Source organism: Streptomyces europaeiscabiei (assembly GCF_001550375.1).
Taxonomy (GTDB): Bacteria; Actinomycetota; Actinomycetes; order Streptomycetales; family Streptomycetaceae; genus Streptomyces; species Streptomyces europaeiscabiei.
The window spans coordinates 43,817-66,182 of record NZ_LRTR01000532.1; the positions used below are offsets into that span (position 1 = coordinate 43,817).

Here is a 22,366-nt window from a genome sequence, read left to right on the forward strand (position 1 = left end):
ATCCCACTCTGAGAACCCGGCCATAGTTCGAGATGTCGAACCGCGTCGGCCCGGGGCAATCTGTGCTGCACGACAGATCCACGCACAGCCGAACGACAGATCTGCGCACCAAAGCACCTGCGCCACCCGTCTCGTTCCGATGAGGTTCGCACCAGCGCATCCTGGCTCTTCGCGCAGTTGGAGGGGTACTCGACGCTGCGTGGCGGTCCCCCGGCTGAGCCGCGATGGAGTACCCCCATGCCTGTGTCGCAACACCGCCGTCGCCCCGCCGTACGTCACCCGACCGCCGACCGGGTGCCGTCCGTGCGGGTCGAGATCGTCCAGGTCCCATGACCGACGTGTCCGGTGATTCCGTGCTGCCCGGTTTCCGGCCCGCCCCGTCCGTCCGCCGAGTGGGATCGGACGACGCATTCCCCTGCGCTTCAGTCCTTCCGTGATTTCTACCTTGGAGGCACACTCATGGGCTCGTATGCCCTTCCCAGACCCGTTGTCCGCCGGAAGATCCGGGGCCTGCTGTTGGCGCTGCTCGTCGGCGTCCTCGGTGCGGTCGCCACACTGGTCGCGCCGCCGACCGCACACGCCGCCGAGAACACGCTCGGCGCCGCGGCGGCGCAGAGCGGCCGCTACTTCGGCACCGCCATCGCCTCGGGCAGGCTGGGCGACTCGGCGTACACGACGATCGCGGGCCGTGAGTTCAACATGGTGACGGCCGAGAACGAGATGAAGATCGACGCCACCGAACCGCAGCGGGGCCAGTTCAACTTCGCCGCCGGTGACCGCGTCTACAACTGGGCGGTGCAGAACGGCAAGCAGGTGCGTGGCCACACCCTGGCCTGGCACTCCCAGCAGCCCGGCTGGATGCAGAGCCTCAGCGGCAGCAACCTGCGCCAGGCGATGATCGGCCACATCAACGGCGTGATGGCCCACTACAAGGGCAAGATCGTCCAGTGGGACGTCGTGAACGAGGCCTTCGCCGACGGCAGTTCGGGAGCCCGGCGCGACTCCAACCTGCAACGCAGCGGCGACGACTGGATCGAGGTCGCCTTCCGCACCGCGCGCGCCGCCGACCCGGCCGCCAAGCTCTGCTACAACGACTACAACGTCGAGGACTGGACCTGGGCCAAGACCCAGGCCATGTACCGCATGGTCCGAGACTTCAAGCAGCGCGGCGTACCGATCGACTGCGTCGGCTTCCAGTCGCACTTCAACAGCGGCAGTCCCTACAACAGCAACTTCCGCACCACCCTGCAGAACTTCGCCGCTCTCGGCGTCGACGTGGCCATCACCGAACTCGACATCCAGGGCGCCTCGGCCACGACCTACGCCAACGTGACCAACGACTGCCTGGCCGTCCCGCGCTGCCTCGGCATCACCGTCTGGGGTGTGCGCGACACCGACTCCTGGCGACCGGGGGACACGCCGCTGCTGTTCAACGGCAACGGCAGCAAGAAGCCCGCCTACACCGCCGTCCTCAACGCACTCAACGGCGGCTCCACCACGCCCCCTCCGGGTTCCGGACCGATCAAGAGCGTCGGTTCGGGCCGCTGCCTGGACGTGCCCGGCACCAGTACCACCGACGGCACCCAGCTCCACCTGTGGGACTGTCACAACGGCACCAACCAGCAGTGGACGTACACCGCCGCCGGTGAACTCAGGGTCTACGGCAACAAGTGCCTGGACGCCGCCGGCACCGGCAACGGCACCAAAGTCCAGATCTACAGCTGCTGGGGCGGCGACAACCAGAAATGGCGCCTCAACTCCGACGGATCCATCGCCGGCGTCCAGTCCAGCCTGTGCCTCGACACCGTCGCAGGCGGCACCGCCAACGGCACCCTGATCCAGCTCTCCTCCTGCTCGAACAGCAGCAACCAACGCTGGACCCGCACCTGATGGGACCTGCCACGAACGGAAGGGTGAATCGATGAAGACCTACCGTGCGGCTTCCCCCGCCCCTCCACGCAGACACCGCTGGTGGTCCCGGGTCGCCGCCGTGGTGGCGGCTACCCTCGCGATCGGCATGCTCACCGCGGTGAATCCGGCGCCCGCCGAGGCGGCGACGGTGGACACCAATGCCTGGTATGCCCTGGTCAATCGCAACAGCGGCAAGGCACTGGACGTCTCTGGCACGTCCACCGCCGACGGCGCGCGGGTCAACCAGTGGACGCGCAACGACGGAGCCAACCAGCAGTGGCAGTTCGTGGACTCCGGCGGCGGCTTCTACCGCCTCAAGGCCCGGCATTCGGGCAAGGTTCTCGACGTGGCCGGCGCCTCGACCGCAGACGGTGCCGCGATCCAGCAGTGGGCCGACGGCAACGGGGCCAACCAGCAGTTCCGCCTGGCCGACTCCGACGCGGGCCACGTCCGGCTGATCAACCGCACCAGCAGCAAGGCGGTGGAGGTGCAGGGCGCCTCCACCGCCGACGGCGGCACCGTCGTCCAATACTCCGACTGGGGCGGCGCCAACCAGCAATGGCAGATGATCAAGCTGTCGTCCGGTGGTGGCGGCGGTGGTGGCGGCGGATGCGGCAGCGCCCCGACGCTGGCGAGCGGTACGCACACGATTCAGAGCGGCGGCAAGAGCCGCAGCTTCATCCTCAGGGTTCCCGCCAACTACGACAACAGCCGCCCCTACCGGCTGATCTTCGCGTTCCACTGGCGGGGCGGAACCGCCGGCGACGTCGCCTCGGGCGGCACGAGCGGGAACGCCTGGTCCTATTACGGCCAACAGGAACAGTCGAACAACAGCGCGATCCTCGTCGCCCCCCAGGGCCTCGGCAACGGCTGGGCCAATTCGGGCGGTGAGGACATCACCTTCGTCGACGACATGATCCGGCGCATCGAGGGCGGCCTCTGTGTCAACCCGGCACAGCGCTTCGCCACGGGATTCAGCTGGGGCGGCGGTATGAGCTACGCACTCGCATGCAGCCGGGCGAACGTCTTCAGGGCCGTCGCGGTCATGTCCGGCGCCCAGATCAGCGGGTGCAGCGGCGGCTCCCAGCCCATCGCCTACTTCGGAATCCACGGCATCAGCGACAACGTCCTCGGCATCGCGCAAGGACGTTCCCTGCGCGACAAGTTCGTCGCCAACAACGGCTGCACCGCCCAAAACCCGCGCGAGCCCGGACCGGGCAGCCGGACACACATCACCACCACCTACTCGGGCTGCCGTGCCGGATACCCGGTCCAGTGGGCCGCGTTCGACGGAGGCCACATACCCGGTCCGGTCGACGGCTCCTCCGGCGAAAGCGGCGTCACCACCTGGACCAAGGCAGAGATCTGGAGGTTCTTCGCACAGTTCCAGTGACACGCCCGCACCTCTGAGTGGAGCCAGGGTGGTCCTGGCTCCACTCGGTCGACGTCCGTCCCGGATCGGAGGACGGAGAGGTTATTCCAGGAGAGCGCCCACGCCCTCGTTCTGGGCACGGCTGGTGAACATGCCCTGAGAGACGTGGTGTTCGAGGACACGCCCTCGCGGCGGGAGGTCTCGTCCGCCCGGTTCACGGCCTCGCAGGCCGCCACGGCCGCGGGTTTGCTGAACGAGGGCGACGGCGGCGGTGATCTCAAGGAGCGCGCGAAGAAGATGGCAATGGCCGCGTAAGGACGACCGCGAAGGGCTGCCGTGGTCGGGGGTGTGCGCTTCGTGGACAGCCCCGACCGACCGCCCCGCACTCGGCAGCAGCACCGAACCAGGACGGCGCGCCACGGCGCCCCGACCCCGCCTTCGACGTCTTCACGTTCGCCCCCCGACCTCGGCGGCGCCGATAGTGACGGTTGCACGCCAAGAAGGCCTGTCCGGTGGGCGTCGTACGGCACTGTGGAGCCGTTCGCCGGGACAGAAGAAGCCACCCGGGCCCGCCGAAACCACGGGTGGTCTCCGGTACCGACGTCCTGATCGGAGACCGGCCCTTCAGCCATGCTGCGCGCCCTGTCACACGCCGGGGAAGGGGGTGCAGATGAACGACGCCACCTGGCCGGCGCAGTACGTCGACAGCGCCGAGGGCAGGCCCGGCGAGCTGTGGGGGCACGCATTCGCCCCCCTCGGCCCCAACCTCAGCCTGCACCCGGCGGCTCCCACGGAAAGGAAGTCTGAGCCCGTGCTCGACGTCCACTCCCACCTGTTCTTCGACGAACTGTTGGCAGCCGCCGGCCCGACAACCTCCGGCGCATGCTCAAAACCAGTGAACGCTTCACGCTCCTCGACCAGCAGGTCTTCACCTCCAGCCCGCTGAAGATCGGACAGTGAGGAAACCGCGTCCAGCAGCTGCCAGGACACCGATCGCCGCCGTGATTGATGAACAGCGGGAACGCCGGCGCCCGTAGCCCGACTGCGTGACGTGCCGCGCCGAAATCGGCGGCACAGCGTGCCGGTCGGTCCAGCCCGGGGCGCAGGGTGCTTTCGTCGGGAGCCCGGGTATGCGACGGCTCCTGTGTCTGTCCTGGCGGGCCGGCCTCAGTCCCGGCCCACCTCATGAGCGTCGCCCGATTCCTGAGGGCGTGCCGTCCGAATCGCCCGAGGAGAGATCGTGGTTGCAGGAAGAGTCGAGAACCGCGGGACGACATCCGCGCAGCTTCTCAGGGGCCAGAAGGCGCTGGTGACCGGTGCCAACTCGGGCATCGGCCTGGCGACCGCCGTGGCCCTGGGCAGGGCCGGAGCGGACGTCGTGGTGAACTACGTCGTCGGCGCGCACGAGGCGGAGAACGTCGTGAAGGAGATCGAGGGCTTCGGGGTCCGCGCCTACGCCCACGAGGCCGACGTGTCCGACGAGGACCAGGTGACCGCCATGGTCGCGCGGATGGTCGAGGAGTTCGGCACCATCGACATCATGGTGGCCAACGCGGGCCTCCAGCGGGACGCGGCCCTGACGGAGATGACGCTCGCCCAGTGGCAGAAGGTCATCGACGTCAACCTGACCGGCCAGTTCCTGTGCGCGCGGGAGGCCGCCAAGGAGTTCATCCGGCGCGGCGTGGTGGAGGAGGTCTCCCGGTCGGCCGGAAAGATCATCTGTATGAGTTCGGTCCACCAGATCGTCCCGTGGGCGGGGCACGTGAACTACGCCTCCTCCAAGGGCGGTGTGGGCATGCTGATGCAGACCCTCGCCCAGGAACTGGCCCCTAAGCGGATCAGGGTCAACGCGGTCGCGCCCGGCGCCATCCGCACGCCGATCAACCGCGACGCCTGGTCCACCCCCGAGGCCGAGGCCGAGCTGCTGCGCCTGATCCCGTACCGCCGCGTGGGCGACCCGGACGACATCGCCAACGCGGTCGTCGCCATGGCGTCCGACCTGCTCGACTACGTCGTCGGCGCCACCCTCTACGTCGACGGCGGAATGACGCTCTTCCCCGGCTTCGCCACCGGAGGCTGATCCCCGATGCAGGATCACGTCACGCCCCGCCGGGTGGTGATCCTCGGAGGGGGGTTCGCCGGACTGTTCGCCGCCCGTGCCCTCCGGAAGTCACCGGTCGCGGTGACCCTGGTCGACCGCCGCGCCCACCACCTCTTCCAGCCGCTGCTGTACCAGTGCGCCTCCGGAATCCTGTCCGAGGGACAGATCGCCCGACCGATGCGCGGGGTACTGCGGCGCCACCACAACGTGCGCTGCGTGCTGGCCGAAGCCACCGACGTGGATGCCGGCGCCCGGCTGGTCCACGCACGGCGACCCGAGGGCGGAGCCCTCGCGCTGCCCTATGACGATCTGATCGTCGCAGTGGGCATGCGCCAGTCCTACTTCGGGCACAACGAGTTCGCCGCACACGCCCCGGGAATGAAGACCCTGGACGACGCGCTGGACGTCCGCCGACGGATCTACCGGGCGTTCGAGATGGCCGAAACGGCCGCGGACGACGGCGAACGGCAACAGTGGCTGACCTTCGCGCTCGTCGGCGGCGGCCCGACCGGTGTCGAACTCGCGGGACAGATCCGGGAGATCGCCGGCCACACGCTCGACCGGGAGTTCCAGAGCATTGATTCGGCCAAGGCCCGGGTGCTGCTGTTCGAGGGGTCCGACGCGGTGCTGGGCGCGTTCGGCCCTCCGCTGGCCCACCGTGCGGCCCGAACCCTGCAGCACCTCGGCGTGGAGCTCCACCTGGGCACGGTGGTCACCGACATCGACGCGCACGGCCTGACGGTACGCGACCGTGGCGGCGGGACGACCCGGTTCGACGCGCGCACCGTGCTGTGGACGGCGGGCGTCGAGGCGCCGCCGATCGCGGCCGCGCTGGCCCGGGCGACCGGTGCCGAACAGGACCGGGCCGGACGTATCCTCGTCGAACCCGACCTCACCGTCCCCGGCCATCCGGAGATCCGCGTCACGGGCGACGTGATGAGCCTGAACCGGCTGCCGGGCCTGGCCGAGGTCGCCATACAGTCGGGCGCCTACGCGGGCCGGACGGTGCGCCACACCGTCGAAGGCAGGACGAAACAGCCGAAGCCCTTCAGGTACGTGGATCTCGGCAGCGCCGCCTACATCGCCCGTGGCCGGGCCGTCGTCAAGGCCGGTCCGCTGCATCTGTCGGGCTTCATCGGCTGGCTCGTCTGGCTCTTCATCCACCTGGCCTTCCTCACCGGCTTCCGCAACAGGCTGGGAGCGGTGCTCAGCTGGTCCGGCGCCTTCGCCACCGGATCGCGCCGCGAGCGTGCCTTCACCATGCCCGACACCGACGCTCCAGCCGCCGGGCCGCCCGAGTCGAAGGCGCCCCCGCCGGATTCCTGACGCGGTCCTCGGCCGGCCTCTCCGGGTCGTCCCTCCATAACCCGTCCTTCCTCAGCCCCGCCTCCTCATGCGGGGCAGACCTCCGAGGCGCACATGCTCAGCACAGCGGTCCATCTCGCGAACACGCCGGACCAACTCCTGCCGGCTCGTGAACTGATGGCTTTCACCCTGGCCTCACACATCCTGCTGGTCCCGTTCGGTGTGGCACTGCCGTTCATCACGCTGCTGATGCACCACCGGGGGCTGCGCCGCAACGACCCCGTCGCCCTCACCCTCGCCCGGCGCTGGTCGGCGGTGATGGCCGTCCAGTTCGCCATCGGCGTCATCACCGGCACCGTGCTGTCCTTCGAGTTCGGTCTGCTGTGGCCCGGCCTGATGGGCCGCTGGGGTGACGTGTTCGGCCTCGGGTTCGGCATCGAGGCATGGGCGTTCTTCCTGGAGGCCGTCCTGATCGCGATCTACCTCTACGGCTGGCGTCGGCTCAAGCCCTGGACGCACTTCTGGCTGGCCGTACCGCTGCCGCTGGCCGCGCTGATGGGATCGTTCGGCATCATCGCCGCCAACTCCTGGATGAACACCCCGCAGGGGTTCCGCCTGGACGCCCGGGGCAATCCGGTCGACGTCAACGTGCGGCAGGCGATCTTCACACCGATGTTCGGCCCGGAGTACTGGCACTTCGTGGTCGCGATGCTCCTGACAGCCGGCTACGTGGTCGCCAGTGTGTACGCGGTCGGCTGGCTGCGCGGACGCCGCGACCGCTACCACCGGCTCGGCTTCACCGTGCCGTTCACGGTTGCCTCGATCCTCACCCCGGTCCAGTTCATGCTCGGTGACTCCGCCGCTCGCGCCGTCTTCCACAAGCAGCCGATCAAGTTCGCCGCCATGGAGATCGTCTGGAAGACCGACACCCACGTACCGGAGTACATGTTCGGGCGTCTGCATCCCGACGGGACGATCTCCGGCGGCCTCAAGATCCCCCAACTGGACTCGATCCTCGCCGGATTCAGCCCGGACACCAAGGTGACGGGCCTGTCGTCGGTCCCCGCGAGTGACCGCCCGACGGCGACTCAGGCCACCATCGCCCACTGGGCCTTCGACATCATGGTCACCATCGGCAGCCTGCTGCTCCTGCTCGCGCTCTGGTACGCCTGGTCCTGGTGGCGACACCGGGACAACCCCGGCGGCCGCTGGTTCTATCGCTGCGCCGCGCTCGCGGGAGTCGCCTGTCTGGTCACCGTGGAGTGCGGCTGGATCACCACGGAGGTCGGCCGCCAGCCCTGGATCGTCTACCACCACATGAGGGTCTCGGAGGCGGTGACCAGCACTCACGCCGGATCGCTGTGGGCGATGCTCGGCATCGTCATCGTCGTGTACGTGGCCGTATTCGGTGCGTTCCTCGCGGTCCTCCTGAAGATGCGCACCCGCTGGCGCATCGCCGACGAGGGCTCGGCCGCCGCGCACGGCGAACTGCCCCCGGAGACCGACACCCCTTATGGGCCCAGAAGCGAGCCCGAGCCCGCAGCCGTCGGGACCGCGCCCGGCGGCGGGTCCGACCACACCCCTGACGGTGCGTCGTAATGGCCGAAATCATCGCATGGGTGCTGGTGTTCGCGATCGCCGCCTACGCCTGCGCCGGAGGCACGGACTACGGCGCGGGCTTCTGGGACCTCATGGCCGGCGGCGCGGAACGCGGCAAGCGGCCCCGCTGGCTCATCGACCACGCCATGGCGCCGGTCTGGGAGGTCAACAACGTCTGGTTGATCTTCATTCTGGTCATCATGTGGACCGGCTTCCCGACGATGTTCCAGGCAGTCTTCTCCGCGATGTGGCTGCCGCTCGCCCTCGCCGCCATCGGCCTGGTGCTCCGCGGCGCCGGGTTCGCCCTGCGCAAGCCGTCCCGGCGGCTGGCCCAACGACGCATCTACGGCGCGGTGTTCGCCGTCTCGTCACTGGTGACGCCGTTCTTCCTCGGGGCGGTGATCGGTGGCATCGCCTCCGGCCGGGTCAAGGTCGGCACGACCGCCTCGGCGGATGCCTGGGCCAATGGAACCTCCGTCCTCGTGGGACTGCTGGCCATCGCCGCCACCGCCTTCCTCGGGGCGGTCTTCCTCTGCGCCGACGCCGTGCGGTTCGGCGCGCACGATCTCGTCGACTACTTCCGCGTACGGGCGCTGATCGCCTTCGGCGCCGTTGTGGTCCTTGCGCTCATCGGCCTGCCCGTCACCCACGACGACGCCCGGTACGTCTGGGACGGCCTCATCGGGGGCCTGGGCCTGCTGCTGATCATCCTGGCCGCGGTCTGCGGTCTGGCCACGGTGCTGCTTGTGCTGCGCCGGTCCCACGGCTGGTCCCGCTACACCTCGGTGGCGAGCGTCGCCCTGACCGTCGGCGCCTGGGGCTTCGCGCAGCGGCCCTATGCGCTGCCCACCTCGCTGACGGTGGCCGAAGCGGCCGGCGCCGCTCACACCCTGCGCTGGCTGGCGATCGTCACGGTCATCGCGATCGTGCTGGTCGGTCCGGCGCTGGCGCTGCTCTACCGGCTCGACACGATGGGTGAGCTGGAGGAACTCACCGACGCCGACACCCGGGCCGCCGGAGCACCCGGCGACAACCTGTGACAGTGGCCGGCCGACTCCGTCGCTGTGTACGACACCCTTGTCAGCTCAGTCGGGCGCCGATGTGGTCGCCGACCCGCAGGGCGTTGGCGATGGCGGTCAGGGACGGATTCACCGCGCCGATGCTGGGGAAGAAGCTGGTGTCCACGACGTAGAGGTTGTCGAGGTCGTGGGCCTTGCAGTTGACGTCGAGGGCCGAACTCTTCGGGTCGTCCCCGAACCGCACGGTGCCCGCCTGGTGCGCGGTGGCGCCGATCGGCATGCCCTTGTGCAGGTAGATGCTGTGCGACAGCAGATGGTGCTCGTGCATGCCCAGGTGCCCGAGCATGCCCTGAAGCTTGTGCTGGAGGCGCTTCAACCCGGCCACGTTGTTCTTCTCGTCGAGCGCCAGGTGGATGCCGTCGTCCTTGTCGAGGGTGACCCGGCTCTCGGGCAGCGGGAGGTCCTCTCCGCACAGCCAGAAGTCGACGGCATGGTGCGCCAGTACCTCGAAGGGCATGTCGGGCGTGACGGCACCGGCCCAGCGCGGTGCCTCGCCATGGATCTGGTCGGCGTCCGACTTGCCGAGCATCTGGATGCCGCCGAGCGGATACTCCCAGTCGTCCGCGCCCAGGTACCAGTCGTTCAGCGCCAAGGTCTTCTGGAATCTGGTGGGGTTCGGTTCCTTCGAGACCGCCATCAGCGCCAGGTTGTTGTGACGCATGTAGTGGCGTCCCACCACGTCCGAGCTGTTGGCCAGGCCGCCGGGGTGCTTGTCCCCCGCCGAACGGAGCAGCAGGGCGGCGGAGTTGACCGCGCCGGCGGCGACCACCACGATGTCGGCGCTGAATCCCTCGGTCACTCCGTTCCTGAGTTCGGCGACGACGCTGGTGACGGTGCGTCCGGTCGGGTCGGTCTCCAGACGCCGCACATTGGCGTTGGTCACCATCGTGACGTTGTCGTACTCGAGCGCCGGGTCGACGCAGATCACCTGCGCGTCGGACTTGGCGCCCACCAGGCAGGGGAAGCCGTCGACGCGGTCGCAGCGGATGCAGACGCTGTCGTGGGTGGCCCGACCGTTATCGTCCTGGGTGAGGTTCACGCCGATGGGCAGGTGGAAGGGGTGCAGGCCGGCCTTGCCCAGATCGTCGCTGAGCTGCTGGATGCGCGCCTCGTGCTCGACCGGCGGGTAGGCGTACTGCGCGCTGGTCGGCCCTCCTGTGGGGTCCTCGCCGTGGCGGCCGTGCACCAGATAGAGGTGCTCGGCCTGGGTGTAGTACGGCTCCAGGTCCTCGTAGCGGATCGGCCAGGCCGGTGAGACGCCGTCGTGGTGGCGGAGTTCGCCGAAGTCCTCGGGCCGGAGTCGGAAGAGCGCGGCGCCGTAGAACTTGGTGTTGCCCCCGACGTAGTAATTGACCTCCGGGGGGAACTGGTTGCCGTGTCTGTCGTACCAGAACTCGGGGGCACGGTACTTGCCCTTGACGAAGACGGCGGTGGAGTCCCAGTTGTCCCGCTCCCGCGGCAGGTAGTCGCCGCGCTCCAGGATCAGGACCCGCTTGCCGGTGGGGGCCAGCCGGTGCGCGAGCGTACCGCCGCCCGCTCCCGTACCGATGATGATGACGTCGTAGTGCTGATCGTCGGCCATGAGGGGGTCCCGTTCTGGAAGTCGTCGGCTGTCCTGGCCGTAGCGCCCGCCCGAGGGCCCGTGGGCTGGGCTGTTCCGCACGGACGCTTACGCAATCGGGACATTCAGCTCCAATCATCAAGCTATCGGGTGGGTTGGATGGCGGCGACCCGACGGAGTCGAACGGGTGTGCAGTCACCTCATGGTCCGGACGGCGCGCACCGCCTGGTCGACGATGGTCCGCGGGTCCGCCGCCGCGTCGACGGTCAGGCCGGGCTCGTCCGGCCGCAGCGGTTCGAGGGCGGCGTACTGGGAGTCCACCAGCCGGGCGGGCATGAAGTGGTCCACACGGCCTGCGACCCGTAGGTCGGCGGTCGCGCGGTCGAGCGCCAGATACAGGAACCACACGCCCGCGCCCGCCCTGCGGAAGACGTTCCGGTACGCGTGCTTGAGGGCCGAGCACGCCACCACCCCGCCCTGGCCGGCATCGGTCGCCTCGCGGATCCACTCGGCGAGGGACAGCAGCCACGGCCGGCGATCCTCGTCGTCGAGTGGGCGACCCGCGGTCATCTTGGCGCGGTTCGCGGCCGGGTGGACGCCGTCCGCCTCCAGGAAGGGCACTCCGAGGCGCTGCGCGAGCAGAAGTCCCACGGTGGACTTGCCCGATCCCGAGACCCCCATGACCACCACGACCTTGGGCACCGGGGTCACAGGACGGCAATCGGGTTGACCGGCGAGCCGGTGGCGTCCGGCAGCCTCAGCGGGGCGATCACACAGAGGAAGGACCAGCGTCCCTCCGCCTCGCAGACCGGTGCCAGGTCCTCGAACTGCAGGTAGTCCAGCAGGTGAAGGCCCATGGCGTGGACTGCCAGCACATGCACGGGGAAGTCGACGCCCTCGGTGGAGCTCGGGGCCGTGTCGTTGTTGCCGTCGCCGCCGAGCACGGCGACCCGCCGGTCCGCCAGGAACTCCAACGCGGACGGATGGAGCCCCGCGCGAGCGTCCGCCGCGTGCCATGCGCCCAGTTCGGCGCGGCGTCGGCGGTGGCCGACCCGGACGAACAGGAGGTCGCCCTCGGCCACGCGGACACGCTGGGCCGTCTCGGCCGCGGTGAGGTCGTCGGCGCTCACGTGATCACCCGGTTCGAGCCAGGGCACGCCGCGCAGCCGAGGGATGTCCAGCAGTACGCCGCGTCCGGCGATGCCGTCGCGCGCCGCCTCGATCGAGAGCGCCGTGGCCCCGCCCGCCGTGACGCTGCTCGCGGACACGCCACCGTGCAGTGTGCCGTCGTAGATCACGTGGCAGAGGGCGTCGATGTGGCTGTCGGCGTCGCCGTGCACGTTCATCGCGAAGCTGTCCCTCGCGAAGTGGAGCCCGCCCGGGGCGTCCTCGTCCGGCTGCCCGCTCATCCGGTGCCTCGCGGGCTCCGGATTGTCCGGGCCGGCCAGCGTCTCCACCGGCGCGGAGAGCGTCACCGTTCGGCCGGTCCGCACCTCCCGGGTGGCGGCCACCACCCGGGAGGGAGTGAGCGCGTCCAAAGCACCCCGGTCACCTGCGGCCCAGGCGGCGCGCGAGAGCAGACGCCGGTACAGCACGCCGAACTCGTCCTCGGTCAGCGGCGGCGGTCCTGCCGGACGGGCATGCGTGACCATGGATCAGCGCCCGTTCTCCGCGTCGAGCGCCTTGTCGAGGGTGGTGGCGGCCATGATGAGCGACAGGTGGGTGAACGCCTGGGGGAAGTTGCCCAGTTGCTCCCCGCTCGGACCGACCTCCTCGGCGAACAGTCCGACGTGGTTCGCGTAGGTCTGCATCTTCTCGAAGGTGTAGCGGGCCTGGGGCAGCCGCCCCGCCCGGGCCAGCGCGTCGACGTAGAGGAAGGTGCACAGGCTGAAGGTGCCCTCCGAGCCGCGCAGCCCGTCCGGTGATGCCGCCGGGTCGTAGCGGTAGACGAGGCTGTCGGAGACCAGCTTGCGGTCCATCGCGTCGAGAGTGGAGAGCCAGGCCGGGTCCCTCGGGGCGATGAATTCGACCCTGGGCATGAGCAGCAGGGAAGCGTCCAGGACGTCGCCGCCGTAGTGCTGGACGAAGGCACCCTCCTGCTCGCTCCAGCCGCGTTCCATGACCTGTTCGAGGACGGCGTCCCTGGCGCTTCGCCACTTCTCCACGTCGGCGGGCCTGCGGAAGTGCTCGGCCAGGCGCAGGCCCTGGTCGAAGGCGACCCAGCACATCACGCGGCTGTAGGTGAAGTCCTGGCGGCCGCCGCGGGTCTCCCAGATGCCCTCGTCCGGCCGGTCCCAGTGGTCGGCGAGCCAGTCCAGCGTCCTGGCCACCACCTTCCATCCCCGGTACGTGGTCTGCTGCGCGAGCTCGAGCCCCTGGGACACCGCGTAGAGGGCCTCGCCGTAGATGTCCAGCTGGAGCTGGTCGGCGGCGCCGTTGCCGATGCGGACGGGGGAGGAGCCTTGGTAGCCCTCGAAGTGTTCGAGTGTCTCCTCCGGCAGGTCGGGGTTGCCGTCGATCCGGTACATCGTCTGGAGCGGCTCCTCCTCCTTGCCTTCGCGCTCGTGCAGTCTGTCGACGAGCCAGTGGACGAAGGCGGTGGCCTCCTCGACGAACCCCAGGTCCAGCATGGCCCGCACGGACAGCGCGCCGTCGCGTACCCAGGTGAACCGGTAGTCCCAGTTGCGCTCTCCGCCGACCTGCTCGGGCAGGCCCATGGTGGCCGCCGCGACGAGGGCGCCGGTGGGGGCGTAGGTGAGGAGCTTGAGGGTGATGACCGAACGGTGCACCAGCTCGGGCCAGCGGCCCCGGTAGCGGGACTGACGCAGCCAGCCCTGCCAGAAGAGGCCGGTGTCATCGACCTGTGCGGTGAGCCCGTCGACCGTGAGGGGTGCGGGTGCCTCGCCGCCGGAGGCGCAGACGGTGAACACGGCGCCGCCGGACTCGCCTGCGCTCAGCGTCACCCTGCCGCGTACGTCCTGGCCGTCCCGCTCCAGCGGGAACGAGGTCTGCAGGTGCGCGTCCATCCCCGGGGACCGGAACAGGCCGGTGTTCTCGCCGAGTTCCAGTTGGTGCTCGACCCGGCCGTAGTCGAAGCGCGGCCGGCATTCGAGCGTGAAGTCGACGGTTCCCCGCACGGCACGCACCAGGCGTATCAGGGTGTGACGGTCGGTTGCGGTGCGGGTCCGGTCCGGAGGCATGAAGTCGACCACCTCGCCCACGCCGTCCGGTGACATGAACCGGGTCACCAGAATGGCCGTGTCGGGGTAATAGAGCTGCTTGCAGGTGGCGTCGGGGTGCTCGGGGGCGAGCCGCATGTACCCGCCCCCGTCGTGGTCGAGCAGGGCGGCGAAGATGCTGGGCGAGTCGAACCGGGGAGCGGCGAACCAGTCCACGACACCCTGCGACGAGACGAGCGCGGCGGTCTGCAGGTCGCCCACCAGGCCGTGCTCGGCGATGGGAGGGTAGCGGTCCATGGCTGCTCCGAAGTATCGGAAATAACCCCATGCGTCCCACTATCCGTCACTCGGATGGCCCTTGCCACGTTGGCACGGTCGACGGCCGCTCGCTCACCGCTGGCGCCGCCGACACTCCGCGTGCGGCGCTCTCGCGGCCCGGGGGCGACCGGATGCGGGCCGATCGCGGTGGGAGTCTTGACCGGGCGACCGGGGGTGTCGGAGCCGCCCCCCCCCGCACCCGGCTCGCCGACCCCCACCCCGTAGGTGTTACTGGCTGGAGTCGGTCGGTCGCGGACGGGAGGGGGCCGCGCTCGGGCACGTGGCGCCTCGGTGCGTCCGTCGGCCGAGCGAGCGAGGTTGTGCATGGAGATGATCCACGTCCGGCTGGTGAGCCTCCCTGACGGGCTGGGAGCCGAGCGTCCACCGGGGTGTATCGGTCGTCGGCTGCCGGCCGCCCACAGCCCGACGTTCCCAGCGGGCCGCATGGGGGACCCCGAATCGCACGGTCCGAGTCACTGGTGGTCGGCGCACGTCACCCGCATGGACAGGCCCAGTGGCACATCGACGTACGACGGTGCTTGCTGGTCTTGGTCGCCACCCGGCCGGGCCTCCGCGCGAGGTCGCGGCGCACCCTCGCGGCGACCCGTGACGCGTCGGGCGGAACCCGCGCTGTCGGAGTCTGTCCACCGACACCGACACCGACACCGACACCGACACCGGACCGGACCGGGAAAGGGCTGTCACCACACGGGGAGCAGGACCGGCCGGGAGAGGAAGCGAAAGACCGCCCATGGAGACGAAGCTTCAGGCGCTGCGCACTCCACGAGCCGCGGGAGTGGTGGGGATCATCTTCGCCCTGCTGCTCGCCGCGGCCATCATCATGGTCCGCGTGGCGATACCGGACGAGTCCGACTACGTGGGCAACAGCTGGGTCACCGACCCCTCGCGTCGGCGTACGGTACATACGGCGCTCAACCTCATTCCCTTCGCGGGCATCTTCTTCCTGTGGTTCATGGGCGCTGTGCGCGCCCGCATCGGAGCGGCCGAGGACCAGTTCTTCGCCATGGTCTTCCTGGGCAGCGGTCTGCTGTTCGTGGCGACTCTCTTCGGGGCCGCGGCGGCGGCCGGCGGCCTACTGGTCACGGCCGATGCCTCCGGGGCCGGCTCCAGGCCGCCAGGGTGGTCATTCGGCAGTCATGTCACCTACAGCCTCCTGACCACCTACGCGATGCGCATGGCCGCGGTATTCACCTTCACGACCTCCACCATCGGGCATCGGCTCGGAGTCCTTCCGCGCTGGCTTGCCCTCCTCGGCTATCTCGTAGCTCTGACGCTGCTCTTCGTCTCGCGCAGCATCGCCTGGGTCGAACTGGTCTTCCCCGTGTGGGCTCTCGTCGTCAGCCTGCACATTCTTGTGGCGAGTTTCCGCCCGGGGCCCGCAACCGTCGTGGCGTCCTGAGCGGTCCTTTCCCCGACGGTTCGAGCGCATCACCGTCCACACACGGCACCACCCGCGCTGGTCGCCGCGCCGATACTGGTCGGCGCCGACCAGTACACGACACCACGCGGCGACCTCCTGCGCACTGAAGGTCGGTCAAACGTCCTGTCCTCGGCCAGCCAGAAGCGGCTGCTGATGGAATCCGTCAGCGGAATGGATCGAGGCCGCCGCCGACAACCTCACACACACCTTCCTCACCACCCTCCTCCTCCCCGGCATCGGCACGATCGCCGAACTCGAACGCGCCCACACCCTCGGCGTCCGTCCTGACGCTCCCGCCGGTGCGACGCGCTCACGCCGAACCGGCCAGCCTCTGCCGCAGGGCGTCGTTGTCGTCGTGGTGGACGACCTCGTCGAAGCGCAGCCGCAGCCCGTGCTTGGCCAGCAGGCCGGCCACGATCGCGTCGAGCCGCTCGCGGTGTTCCTCGGTGCGGGCCTGTACGTATGCCTTGCGTACCTCGTCGGGTTCGTCGGCCAGGACCTGGTCCATGCGCTCGCGGATGTACCGCTTGAGGTTGATGTGCTCCATGAACACCTCGGTGATGCCGGCCTCGACGAGTTGCCCGAAGAGGTGGTCCAGGAGTTCGGGCTGGGCGGCGAAGTGGGGCAGGAGCGGGCCGACGAAGGCGAAGGTGGGAATGCCGGCCTCGCGCAGTTCCGTGAGGGTGCGCAGGCGGCGGGAGGCGAGGGGGGCGCGGACCTCCAGCCAGCGGCTGACCTTGTCGTCCGCGGTGGTCACGGTCATGCCGACCTCCGCCCGGGGCAGGCTGGTGAGCAGGTCGATGTCGCGGGTGACGACGGGCGACTTGGTCAGGATGCGGACCAGACCCGGGTACTCGACCGCCTTCAGCTCGCGCAGGATGCCCCGGGTGAGCCGGTAGCGCGTCTCGTGGCCCTGGTAGGGGTCGGTGACCGAGCTGAGCAGCATCGTGCCGTGGCGCTTGTGCTCGGGCATCCGGGCCAGCTCCTTGCGGGCCAGCTCGACGGCGTTCTTCTTCACGTACAGGTAGTCGCCCCACTCCTTGGCCGACCGGCCGAACTGCCGTCCGGCGAAAGAGGCGAAGCAGTACGCGCAGCCCAGAACGCAGCCGGTGTAGGGGTTGATCACGTAGTCGTTCGACGGGGTCTTCGACTTCTGGATCAGGGTCTTCGCCTCGATCTCGACCGGTTCCATGACGGGTTCCTCTCTGTTGCCGGGCCGCCCGCGCCGCGGTCGCGCCACGTTCCTGGGCCGCCCGCCGGGCGATGCGACTGGACGCCACACGTGCATCACAAGGAACAATAATCCCTGGAAGTTGATTCCATGGAATCTAAATGGTTTGCTGGGCGGGCGGCCGATCCGGCGCTTTGGTTGCCCGCCCCGGCAGGCAGGCCCCGTGGGGTCGTTCCGCCGGAGTGCGGCCGTCGCCCTCCGGATCGAGTCCGCCCTGGAGAGTTACCTTTGTCCCGATATGGGGCTGAGAGGAGTGAGTGTCATGACCGTTCCCGCCTTCAACTCGGTCGCCTGGTTCGAGTTCGGCACCGACCAGCCGGAGAAGGTCAAGGAGTTCTACGGGGAGCTCTTCGACTGGAACTACGTCCTCAACGCCGACACCCCGGGTGTCACCTACCACTCGGTGATGACGCCCGGTGCCCAGCAGCCGGCGGGCGGCGTGTGGGAGTCGGAAGGCAAGTTCCCCAACTACGCGATCTTCTACGTCCTCGTCCAGGACGTCGCCGCGACCGTCGAGCGCGCCGGCGCACTGGGCGCCGAGGTGCTCATGGAGCCGGTCTCCGACTCCGCGGGCTTCACCTTCGCCCGGCTGGGCGACACGGCCGGCAACCATTTCGGCGTCTTCTCGGCACCCGCCCCCTGACCGACCGCGCAGGCCACCGCACGGCACTCGCCCGACAACCACCCCCCTCGCACAAGAACCCAGGAGCAAACGACATGACCAGCGCGAACATCGACACCGCCCGCACCTACTTCCAGGCCGTCCAGACCGGAGACATGGCCGCTCTCGGTGAACTCCTCGACGCCGACATCGTCTGGCACCAGCCCGGCGCCAACCAGTTCTCCGGCGAACACAAGGGCCAGGCCGCGGTCTTCCAGATGCTCGGCAGCATGATGGAGGCCAGCCAGGGCACCTTCGCCATCGACAAGATCCACACCCTCATGGGCAACGGCGACCTGGTGGCCGCCACCATCCACTTCACCGGCCGTCACGGCGACGCGTCGATGAGCATGGACGGCGTCGACGTCCTGCGCATCGAGAACGGCAGGATCACCGAGATGTGGCTGTTCTCCGCCGACCCGGCCGCCGAAGACGCCTTCTGGGGCTAGAACCCGCGGTGTCCGAGGCCGAACTCGGCCTCGGACACCCACCAGTTGATCCATACGCACATGGAAGGCACCCGCATGCGGAAGATGACCGAGGAGCAGTGGCGTGCGTTCGTCACGCACGGCACCCGTACCGGCAAGCTGTCCACCGTCCGCGCCGACGGCAGCCCCCACGTGACACCGGTCTGGTTCCTCCTCGACGGCGACGACATCGTGCTCACCACCGAGAAGAACGGGGTCAAGGGCCGCAACCTCGCCCGCGACGGACGGTTCGCCCTCTGCGTCGACGAGGACCGCCCCCCGTACGCGTTCGTCCTCCTCCAGGGCCGAGCGACGATCTCCGAGGACCCGGAGGACATGGTGCGCTGGGGCGGCCTCCTCGGCGCCCGATACATGGGCGACGATCGCACGGAGGAGTACGCCGCACGCAACGGCGGTCCCGGGAACCTCCTCGTCCAGGGCCACATCGACAAAGTCATCGCCTTCGCCGGCATCGCCGACTGAAGCGTTGGGCTGATGGGTCGGGGGCTTGCGTTCTTCCGGCCCCGGCCCATCAGCCCATGGGCGCTGCGGAGCCCTCGCCGCTCACGATCTCGGTCCGCCGGGCCGCTTCGGCGCCCGCGCAGCCGACACCGGCGTCTGAGCGGCGGCCCTCCGCTCCGCGTCCAGGGCGCGTCCGGCCGCCCGCAGTGTGCTGAGGACCGCCGTCACCTCGCGTACCGACTGCTCGGGAATCACCGACCCGATCCGCAGTTCCAGCTCTTCCTCGAAGACCTTCAATGCCCCGTCCACCAGCTTGCGCCCCGCAGACGTCAACTCGACGATCGAGGAGCGGCGGTCGTTCGGATTGGCCCGCCGCGCACACAGGCCCGCCGCCTCCAGACGGTCGACGACTTTGCTCGTGCCGCCCACCGTGATCGAGAACTCCTCCGCGATGTCCTGGATCCGCCGCCCGGGCCGCCGCAGCAGCAGGTGCAGCACCTCGAACGAGGTCAGCGCCAAGTCGTACTCGGCCCGCAACCGCCCCTCGATGCCGTCCCACAACTCGATCTCCAGCGAGACGAGCTCCCGGTACAACAGCTTCAGGTCAGCGTCAGCCATCACTCATCTTCCGAAGAATTATCTTCCGCAGCTGGAAACTGTACCTGTCGCTGCTCCGGGCAATCCGCGCTCGCGCACGAACACGCTCGGTGCGAGGGCGCACGCGAGGCAGGCGACTTGTCCGTCCAGGACCTGGGCCCGGATCATCGATCCACAGCGAGCCCGGCAGCCGGCCGACCCGTAAACAGGTCCGTCCGGCCGGAGTTTGGTGATGACGACGCCGATCGCGCGGGCCCCGTACGACGCGGGCCCGTTCCCGGCCCTACGGGGCGGAGTTGCGGGTGATGGCGTGGCCGCCGCTGCACGACGGTCAGCCGCGGTGAACTCCCCGTCCTTCGCGCTGTTCCGATGCGTCACGCTGGGAGGAGGCCTGGCCGCCGACGCTGTTGCCCAACTCCTTCTGGGTACAGCCCGATTGCGGGAAATTCCCGAGACGCGCCTCAAGCCGGCGCCGATCTCGTCGGACACCTGCGTGATCGGGCGTTCGAGGTCCGGTGGTCTCGGCGCGCCGCCCCCGGCGGCTCGCTCGAGTCCTCCGCTCGGCGAGCCGCCGAGGAGCCCCTCGTAGGGGGTGCCGGCAGACAGCGTCTGCCTGCTCGGGTCAGTCGGCGCCCGCGGCCTGTGCGGCGACCAGTACCCCGACCCGGCTGCGGTACGCCTCGACCAGGTTGCCGCCGTTCGAACTGGGAAGTCCCTCCGCGCCGGCCCCGATCGACTGCAGGACCGTGTCGGCGCGGGCCTGAAGGTCCGCCACCTCCTCCGCGGTGTGCGGGTACAGCAGGTTGAGCCCGCGCTTGTCGCCGTCCGACAGGGTCTGCCCGTTGCCGGTCGGTGCGCAACTGCTCGGGGCGGACTTGTAGAAGAACGACGGGAACCGGTAGAGCATCACGGATTGCGGGTCGAAAGGCCCGGCGACCACATCCGGGTCGTCCTCGGTGCGAAGGTTGTGATCCACCTTCGCGCGCGGCCATCGGTTCGGCTCTCCCGCGAGGTACGTGTAGATGCCGGGGCGCCGACCTTGAGCGTCCGCCACGAAGACGCCGTTCCCGTCCTGTGTGGGAACATACCCGGCGTCGTCATCCCAACGGAACTCGACCTCGCAGGTGCCGCGCATGTTCTGGTGGGAGTGGTGGAATGCCAGTGCGTGCAGGAACTCGTGACGCACGGTGCCCTCCCACTGGGTGGGCCGGTTCACCGCGTAGCGCCCGAGGTTCAGGCTGCGCTGGCCCGGATTGCCCCCGACCTGACCGCCTGCCGCGCCGATGGTGCGATCCGTGCTGTCGGTGCCGACCAGGGAGAAGTAGCCCTGCATGTCGAAGCTGACCCGGATCTCAGCGGCGAAGGCGGTGTCGGCCGTGCTCCATCGTCGGAACGTTCCGGTCGCCTCGTCGTGGCCGAAGTCGAGTTTCAGGTTGCAGGCGTCGGTGATCTGCGCCGTCGCTCCTGCGATGTCCGCGTGCAGTTGTTCGTCCCCGTCGAGAAACGCGACCCGCACGGTCGAACCGGGTGTCCACCGTGCGATGTCGGTGACGAGGAACTCCAGGCCACCGCTGGCCGATGCACGCCTCCAGCGATCCCGCACTTCGATCGCCGCGACGACGTCATCCGGGAGAGATTCGAGTTCCATGGCGCATCCTTTCGCATCACATTCGGAACGGTTTCCCCGACCGCTCTGACAATGGATGGGTTGCTCGGCTCGACGCACGAGCGGGCCAACATGGGAAGCTCACATTCCAGTATGGTCCGATTGAAATTATTGTGCGACTGTATTGTCGTTTTGGGTGATTTGGTATTCATCGGAATCCCTCACGTGCACGGGAGTGCGCGGGATACGCGCTCGAAGCATCCGATGCGCGACATGGAGTCGCACCCACGGCCGGCCTCCGTAGGGAGACAGCGTCCCCCGGGCGGCCACCAGTTGCGTGACGGCTACCGGACCCGGCCGACCGGTCCAGGGGCGGAGAGGCGGAGGGTGGTCACGAGTGCAGGACCACCCTTCCATCTCTGACCGGCCGTCAAGCCCGGCGGGTCGTCCCAGCCGAATGAGGGGCAACGTGATCACCGACGACACCGGTCGGCACCGGTGACGGAACGGCAGACTCAGCCGCCGAGGTGGCTGCCGATCGACCGGGCGACGTCGGGGTGGGCGAGGTACTCGACGATGCTGTGCGCACGGTCGCGGGCGTTGACGACGGCGAGGTCGGACAGTCCGTCCGCCCAGTCGTCGCCCAACGGGCATCCGATGGCCACCGCGTCGGTCGGGCACCAGACGTTGAGCCAGTCCGCCACGACGTCCGGACGCTTCGGCCCGCCGACGAGCAGCCTGCTGTACACGCTGTCCAGTCCGAGGGGACTGCCCGCCGTGGTCAGATGGACGAGGTCCACCCCGGGGGACAGCCGTGTGGTGAGATCCAGGCCGACGACCGTGCCGAGGCTGTGACTGACCAGCACCACTTCTCCCGCGTCCGGCATCGTCTCCAATACACAGCCCAGGACCTCCTCCCGGATGCGCTGGTCGTCGAGGTACGCGGCCACGTCACGGAAGACCAGGGCGATCGCCCACGCATCGAGGTCGCTCCTGGCGGCCAGCCAGCTCAGCCGCTTCTGCAGGGCCCCGACCACGTCACCCATGCCGATCCGTTCGGTGGCCAGCCGGCTCTCGTGCGGCATGTCCCACTTCGTGGCCGCCTCGCCGATGATCTCCTCGTACACCGCGCGGGCGGTGGGGGCGGTCGGTGCGACCGCCTCCGCCGCCCTGGCGGTCGGCGCCTCGACGAGGTGGGGGACGGCCTCATGCGCGGTCAGGGCCTGCACCAGTCTGTCGCCGTAGTACGGGAACCAGACGTCCGCCGGGTCGACCGGTGGAAGACCGGCGCGGACGAGCCCCTGGTTGAGTCCGGCCGTCCAGTCGCGGCGCAGGTTCTCGGGCACCAGGCCTTCCTGGGAGCGACCGTGCAGGAAGACCAGATGCCGTCTGCCGCCGAACGCGCCCTCCCGGGCGCGCAGGCCCGCCCGCGCGGGGACCCTCTCGACGGCCGGGGGCGACGCCGCGACGGCCGGA

At 69.3% G+C, this 22,366-nt stretch carries 19 protein-coding genes and 2 pseudogenes; 13 read left to right on the forward strand and 8 right to left on the reverse strand.

Going from position 1 to position 22,366, the window contains the following annotated elements:
* Positions 1 to 459 precede the first annotated feature (459 nt).
* From AWZ10_RS26355 to AWZ10_RS26385, 8 genes are all read left to right on the forward strand, one after another.
* Positions 460 to 1,890 (forward strand): endo-1,4-beta-xylanase, encoded by a 1,431-nt coding sequence (locus AWZ10_RS26355; protein ID WP_046703423.1) that lies wholly within the window; start codon positions 460 to 462, stop codon positions 1,888 to 1,890.
* A gap of 31 nt (positions 1,891 to 1,921) precedes the next feature.
* Complete coding sequence (locus tag AWZ10_RS26360; protein ID WP_060892161.1) at positions 1,922 to 3,304, forward strand: RICIN domain-containing protein; 1,383 nt, start codon at positions 1,922 to 1,924, stop codon at positions 3,302 to 3,304.
* A 144-nt stretch (positions 3,305 to 3,448) separates the two neighbouring features.
* Positions 3,449 to 3,598: a hypothetical protein gene (locus tag AWZ10_RS51595; RefSeq protein WP_159058338.1), complete on the forward strand. Its 150-nt coding sequence runs from the start codon at positions 3,449 to 3,451 to the stop codon at positions 3,596 to 3,598.
* Positions 3,599 to 3,953: 355 nt separating this feature from the next.
* A complete protein-coding gene (locus AWZ10_RS51600; protein WP_159058339.1) occupies positions 3,954 to 4,229 on the forward strand; it encodes a hypothetical protein in 276 nt (91 codons plus the stop codon).
* Between the two features lie 294 nt (positions 4,230 to 4,523).
* A complete protein-coding gene (locus AWZ10_RS26370; RefSeq protein ID WP_046703420.1) occupies positions 4,524 to 5,363 on the forward strand; it encodes an SDR family oxidoreductase in 840 nt (279 codons plus the stop codon).
* A 6-nt stretch (positions 5,364 to 5,369) separates the two neighbouring features.
* Entirely contained in the window at positions 5,370 to 6,710 is a 1,341-nt protein-coding gene (locus AWZ10_RS26375; RefSeq protein ID WP_060892163.1) for an NAD(P)/FAD-dependent oxidoreductase, read from the forward strand.
* A gap of 93 nt (positions 6,711 to 6,803) precedes the next feature.
* Entirely contained in the window at positions 6,804 to 8,288 is a 1,485-nt protein-coding gene (locus AWZ10_RS26380) for a cytochrome ubiquinol oxidase subunit I (protein WP_060892164.1), read from the forward strand.
* A complete protein-coding gene (locus tag AWZ10_RS26385) occupies positions 8,288 to 9,328 on the forward strand; it encodes a cytochrome d ubiquinol oxidase subunit II (protein WP_046703417.1) in 1,041 nt (346 codons plus the stop codon). Before AWZ10_RS26380 ends, AWZ10_RS26385 begins: the two co-directional genes overlap by 1 nt.
* Before the next feature lie 40 nt (positions 9,329 to 9,368).
* Here the strand turns inward: AWZ10_RS26385 and AWZ10_RS26390 are convergent, their stop codons facing one another.
* From AWZ10_RS26390 to AWZ10_RS26405, 4 genes are all read right to left on the reverse strand, one after another.
* A complete protein-coding gene (locus AWZ10_RS26390) occupies positions 9,369 to 10,949 on the reverse strand; it encodes a GMC oxidoreductase (RefSeq protein ID WP_060892165.1) in 1,581 nt (526 codons plus the stop codon).
* A 174-nt stretch (positions 10,950 to 11,123) separates the two neighbouring features.
* Positions 11,124 to 11,609, reverse strand: coding sequence for a gluconokinase (locus AWZ10_RS26395; RefSeq protein ID WP_060892173.1), 486 nt, complete (start codon positions 11,607 to 11,609; stop codon positions 11,124 to 11,126).
* A gap of 26 nt (positions 11,610 to 11,635) precedes the next feature.
* Entirely contained in the window at positions 11,636 to 12,580 is a 945-nt protein-coding gene (locus tag AWZ10_RS26400; protein ID WP_107084459.1) for a cyclase family protein, read from the reverse strand.
* 3 nt (positions 12,581 to 12,583) lie between these two features.
* On the reverse strand, positions 12,584 to 14,404 hold the full coding sequence (locus tag AWZ10_RS26405) for a glycoside hydrolase family 15 protein (RefSeq protein ID WP_046703415.1): 1,821 nt from the start codon (positions 14,402 to 14,404) through the stop codon (positions 12,584 to 12,586).
* Between the two features lie 772 nt (positions 14,405 to 15,176).
* Here AWZ10_RS26405 and AWZ10_RS26410 point away from each other — a divergent pair.
* A complete protein-coding gene (locus AWZ10_RS26410; protein WP_046703414.1) occupies positions 15,177 to 15,845 on the forward strand; it encodes a hypothetical protein in 669 nt (222 codons plus the stop codon).
* Positions 15,846 to 16,035: 190 nt separating this feature from the next.
* Positions 16,036 to 16,149: pseudogene (locus AWZ10_RS53920) on the forward strand (4-hydroxy-2-oxovalerate aldolase); the annotation flags it as partial.
* Between the two features lie 27 nt (positions 16,150 to 16,176).
* On the opposite strand, the gene AWZ10_RS26415 reads toward AWZ10_RS53920, so the two are convergent.
* Positions 16,177 to 17,058 carry an SPL family radical SAM protein gene (locus AWZ10_RS26415; RefSeq protein WP_060892166.1) on the reverse strand — a complete coding sequence of 294 codons (882 nt, stop codon included), beginning with the start codon at positions 17,056 to 17,058 and terminating at the stop codon, positions 16,177 to 16,179.
* Between the two features lie 301 nt (positions 17,059 to 17,359).
* Here AWZ10_RS26415 and AWZ10_RS26420 point away from each other — a divergent pair, with 301 nt between their 5' ends.
* The 3 genes from AWZ10_RS26420 to AWZ10_RS26430 all read left to right on the forward strand — a co-directional run bounded on the left by AWZ10_RS26420 (position 17,360) and on the right by AWZ10_RS26430 (position 18,708).
* Positions 17,360 to 17,740, forward strand: coding sequence for a VOC family protein (locus tag AWZ10_RS26420; RefSeq protein WP_046703412.1), 381 nt, complete (start codon positions 17,360 to 17,362; stop codon positions 17,738 to 17,740).
* Between the two features lie 74 nt (positions 17,741 to 17,814).
* The gene (locus AWZ10_RS26425) at positions 17,815 to 18,207 is read left to right on the forward strand and encodes a nuclear transport factor 2 family protein (RefSeq protein WP_046703411.1); all 393 of its coding nucleotides are present in this window, start codon (positions 17,815 to 17,817) and stop codon (positions 18,205 to 18,207) included.
* A 75-nt stretch (positions 18,208 to 18,282) separates the two neighbouring features.
* Positions 18,283 to 18,708 (forward strand): PPOX class F420-dependent oxidoreductase, encoded by a 426-nt coding sequence (locus AWZ10_RS26430; protein ID WP_060892167.1) that lies wholly within the window; start codon positions 18,283 to 18,285, stop codon positions 18,706 to 18,708.
* An 81-nt stretch (positions 18,709 to 18,789) separates the two neighbouring features.
* Here AWZ10_RS26430 and AWZ10_RS26435 read toward each other — a convergent pair whose 3' ends face one another.
* From AWZ10_RS26435 to AWZ10_RS26445, 3 genes and pseudogenes are all read right to left on the reverse strand, one after another.
* Entirely contained in the window at positions 18,790 to 19,305 is a 516-nt protein-coding gene (locus tag AWZ10_RS26435; RefSeq protein WP_046703410.1) for a MarR family winged helix-turn-helix transcriptional regulator, read from the reverse strand.
* A 601-nt stretch (positions 19,306 to 19,906) separates the two neighbouring features.
* A complete protein-coding gene (locus AWZ10_RS26440) occupies positions 19,907 to 20,932 on the reverse strand; it encodes a zinc metalloprotease (protein ID WP_060892168.1) in 1,026 nt (341 codons plus the stop codon).
* Positions 20,933 to 21,405: 473 nt separating this feature from the next.
* Positions 21,406 to 22,366, reverse strand: a pseudogene (locus AWZ10_RS26445) (serine protease); the annotation flags it as partial.

Excerpts from the sequence above, each read along its gene's own strand:
- AWZ10_RS26420 (WP_046703412.1), top strand. The coding sequence starts at position 17,360 with ATGACCGTTCCCGCCTTCAACTCGGTCGCCTGGTTCGAGTTCGGCACC.
- AWZ10_RS26360 (WP_060892161.1), top strand. The coding sequence starts at position 1,922 with ATGAAGACCTACCGTGCGGCTTCCCCCGCCCCTCCACGCAGACACCGC.
- AWZ10_RS26405 (WP_046703415.1), bottom strand. The coding sequence starts at position 14,404 with ATGGACCGCTACCCTCCCATCGCCGAGCACGGCCTGGTGGGCGACCTG.
- AWZ10_RS26400 (WP_107084459.1), bottom strand. The coding sequence starts at position 12,580 with ATGGTCACGCATGCCCGTCCGGCAGGACCGCCGCCGCTGACCGAGGAC.
- AWZ10_RS26355 (WP_046703423.1), top strand. The coding sequence starts at position 460 with ATGGGCTCGTATGCCCTTCCCAGACCCGTTGTCCGCCGGAAGATCCGG.
- AWZ10_RS26430 (WP_060892167.1), top strand. The coding sequence starts at position 18,283 with ATGCGGAAGATGACCGAGGAGCAGTGGCGTGCGTTCGTCACGCACGGC.
- AWZ10_RS26425 (WP_046703411.1), top strand. The coding sequence starts at position 17,815 with ATGACCAGCGCGAACATCGACACCGCCCGCACCTACTTCCAGGCCGTC.
- AWZ10_RS26375 (WP_060892163.1), top strand. The coding sequence starts at position 5,370 with ATGCAGGATCACGTCACGCCCCGCCGGGTGGTGATCCTCGGAGGGGGG.
- AWZ10_RS26415 (WP_060892166.1), bottom strand. The coding sequence starts at position 17,058 with ATGGAACCGGTCGAGATCGAGGCGAAGACCCTGATCCAGAAGTCGAAG.
- AWZ10_RS26395 (WP_060892173.1), bottom strand. The coding sequence starts at position 11,609 with ATGGGGGTCTCGGGATCGGGCAAGTCCACCGTGGGACTTCTGCTCGCG.
- AWZ10_RS26385 (WP_046703417.1), top strand. The coding sequence starts at position 8,288 with ATGGCCGAAATCATCGCATGGGTGCTGGTGTTCGCGATCGCCGCCTAC.
- AWZ10_RS26390 (WP_060892165.1), bottom strand. The coding sequence starts at position 10,949 with ATGGCCGACGATCAGCACTACGACGTCATCATCATCGGTACGGGAGCG.
- AWZ10_RS51600 (WP_159058339.1), top strand. The coding sequence starts at position 3,954 with ATGAACGACGCCACCTGGCCGGCGCAGTACGTCGACAGCGCCGAGGGC.
- AWZ10_RS26440 (WP_060892168.1), bottom strand. The coding sequence starts at position 20,932 with ATGGAACTCGAATCTCTCCCGGATGACGTCGTCGCGGCGATCGAAGTG.
- AWZ10_RS26410 (WP_046703414.1), top strand. The coding sequence starts at position 15,177 with ATGGAGACGAAGCTTCAGGCGCTGCGCACTCCACGAGCCGCGGGAGTG.
- AWZ10_RS26435 (WP_046703410.1), bottom strand. The coding sequence starts at position 19,305 with ATGGCTGACGCTGACCTGAAGCTGTTGTACCGGGAGCTCGTCTCGCTG.
- AWZ10_RS26380 (WP_060892164.1), top strand. The coding sequence starts at position 6,804 with ATGCTCAGCACAGCGGTCCATCTCGCGAACACGCCGGACCAACTCCTG.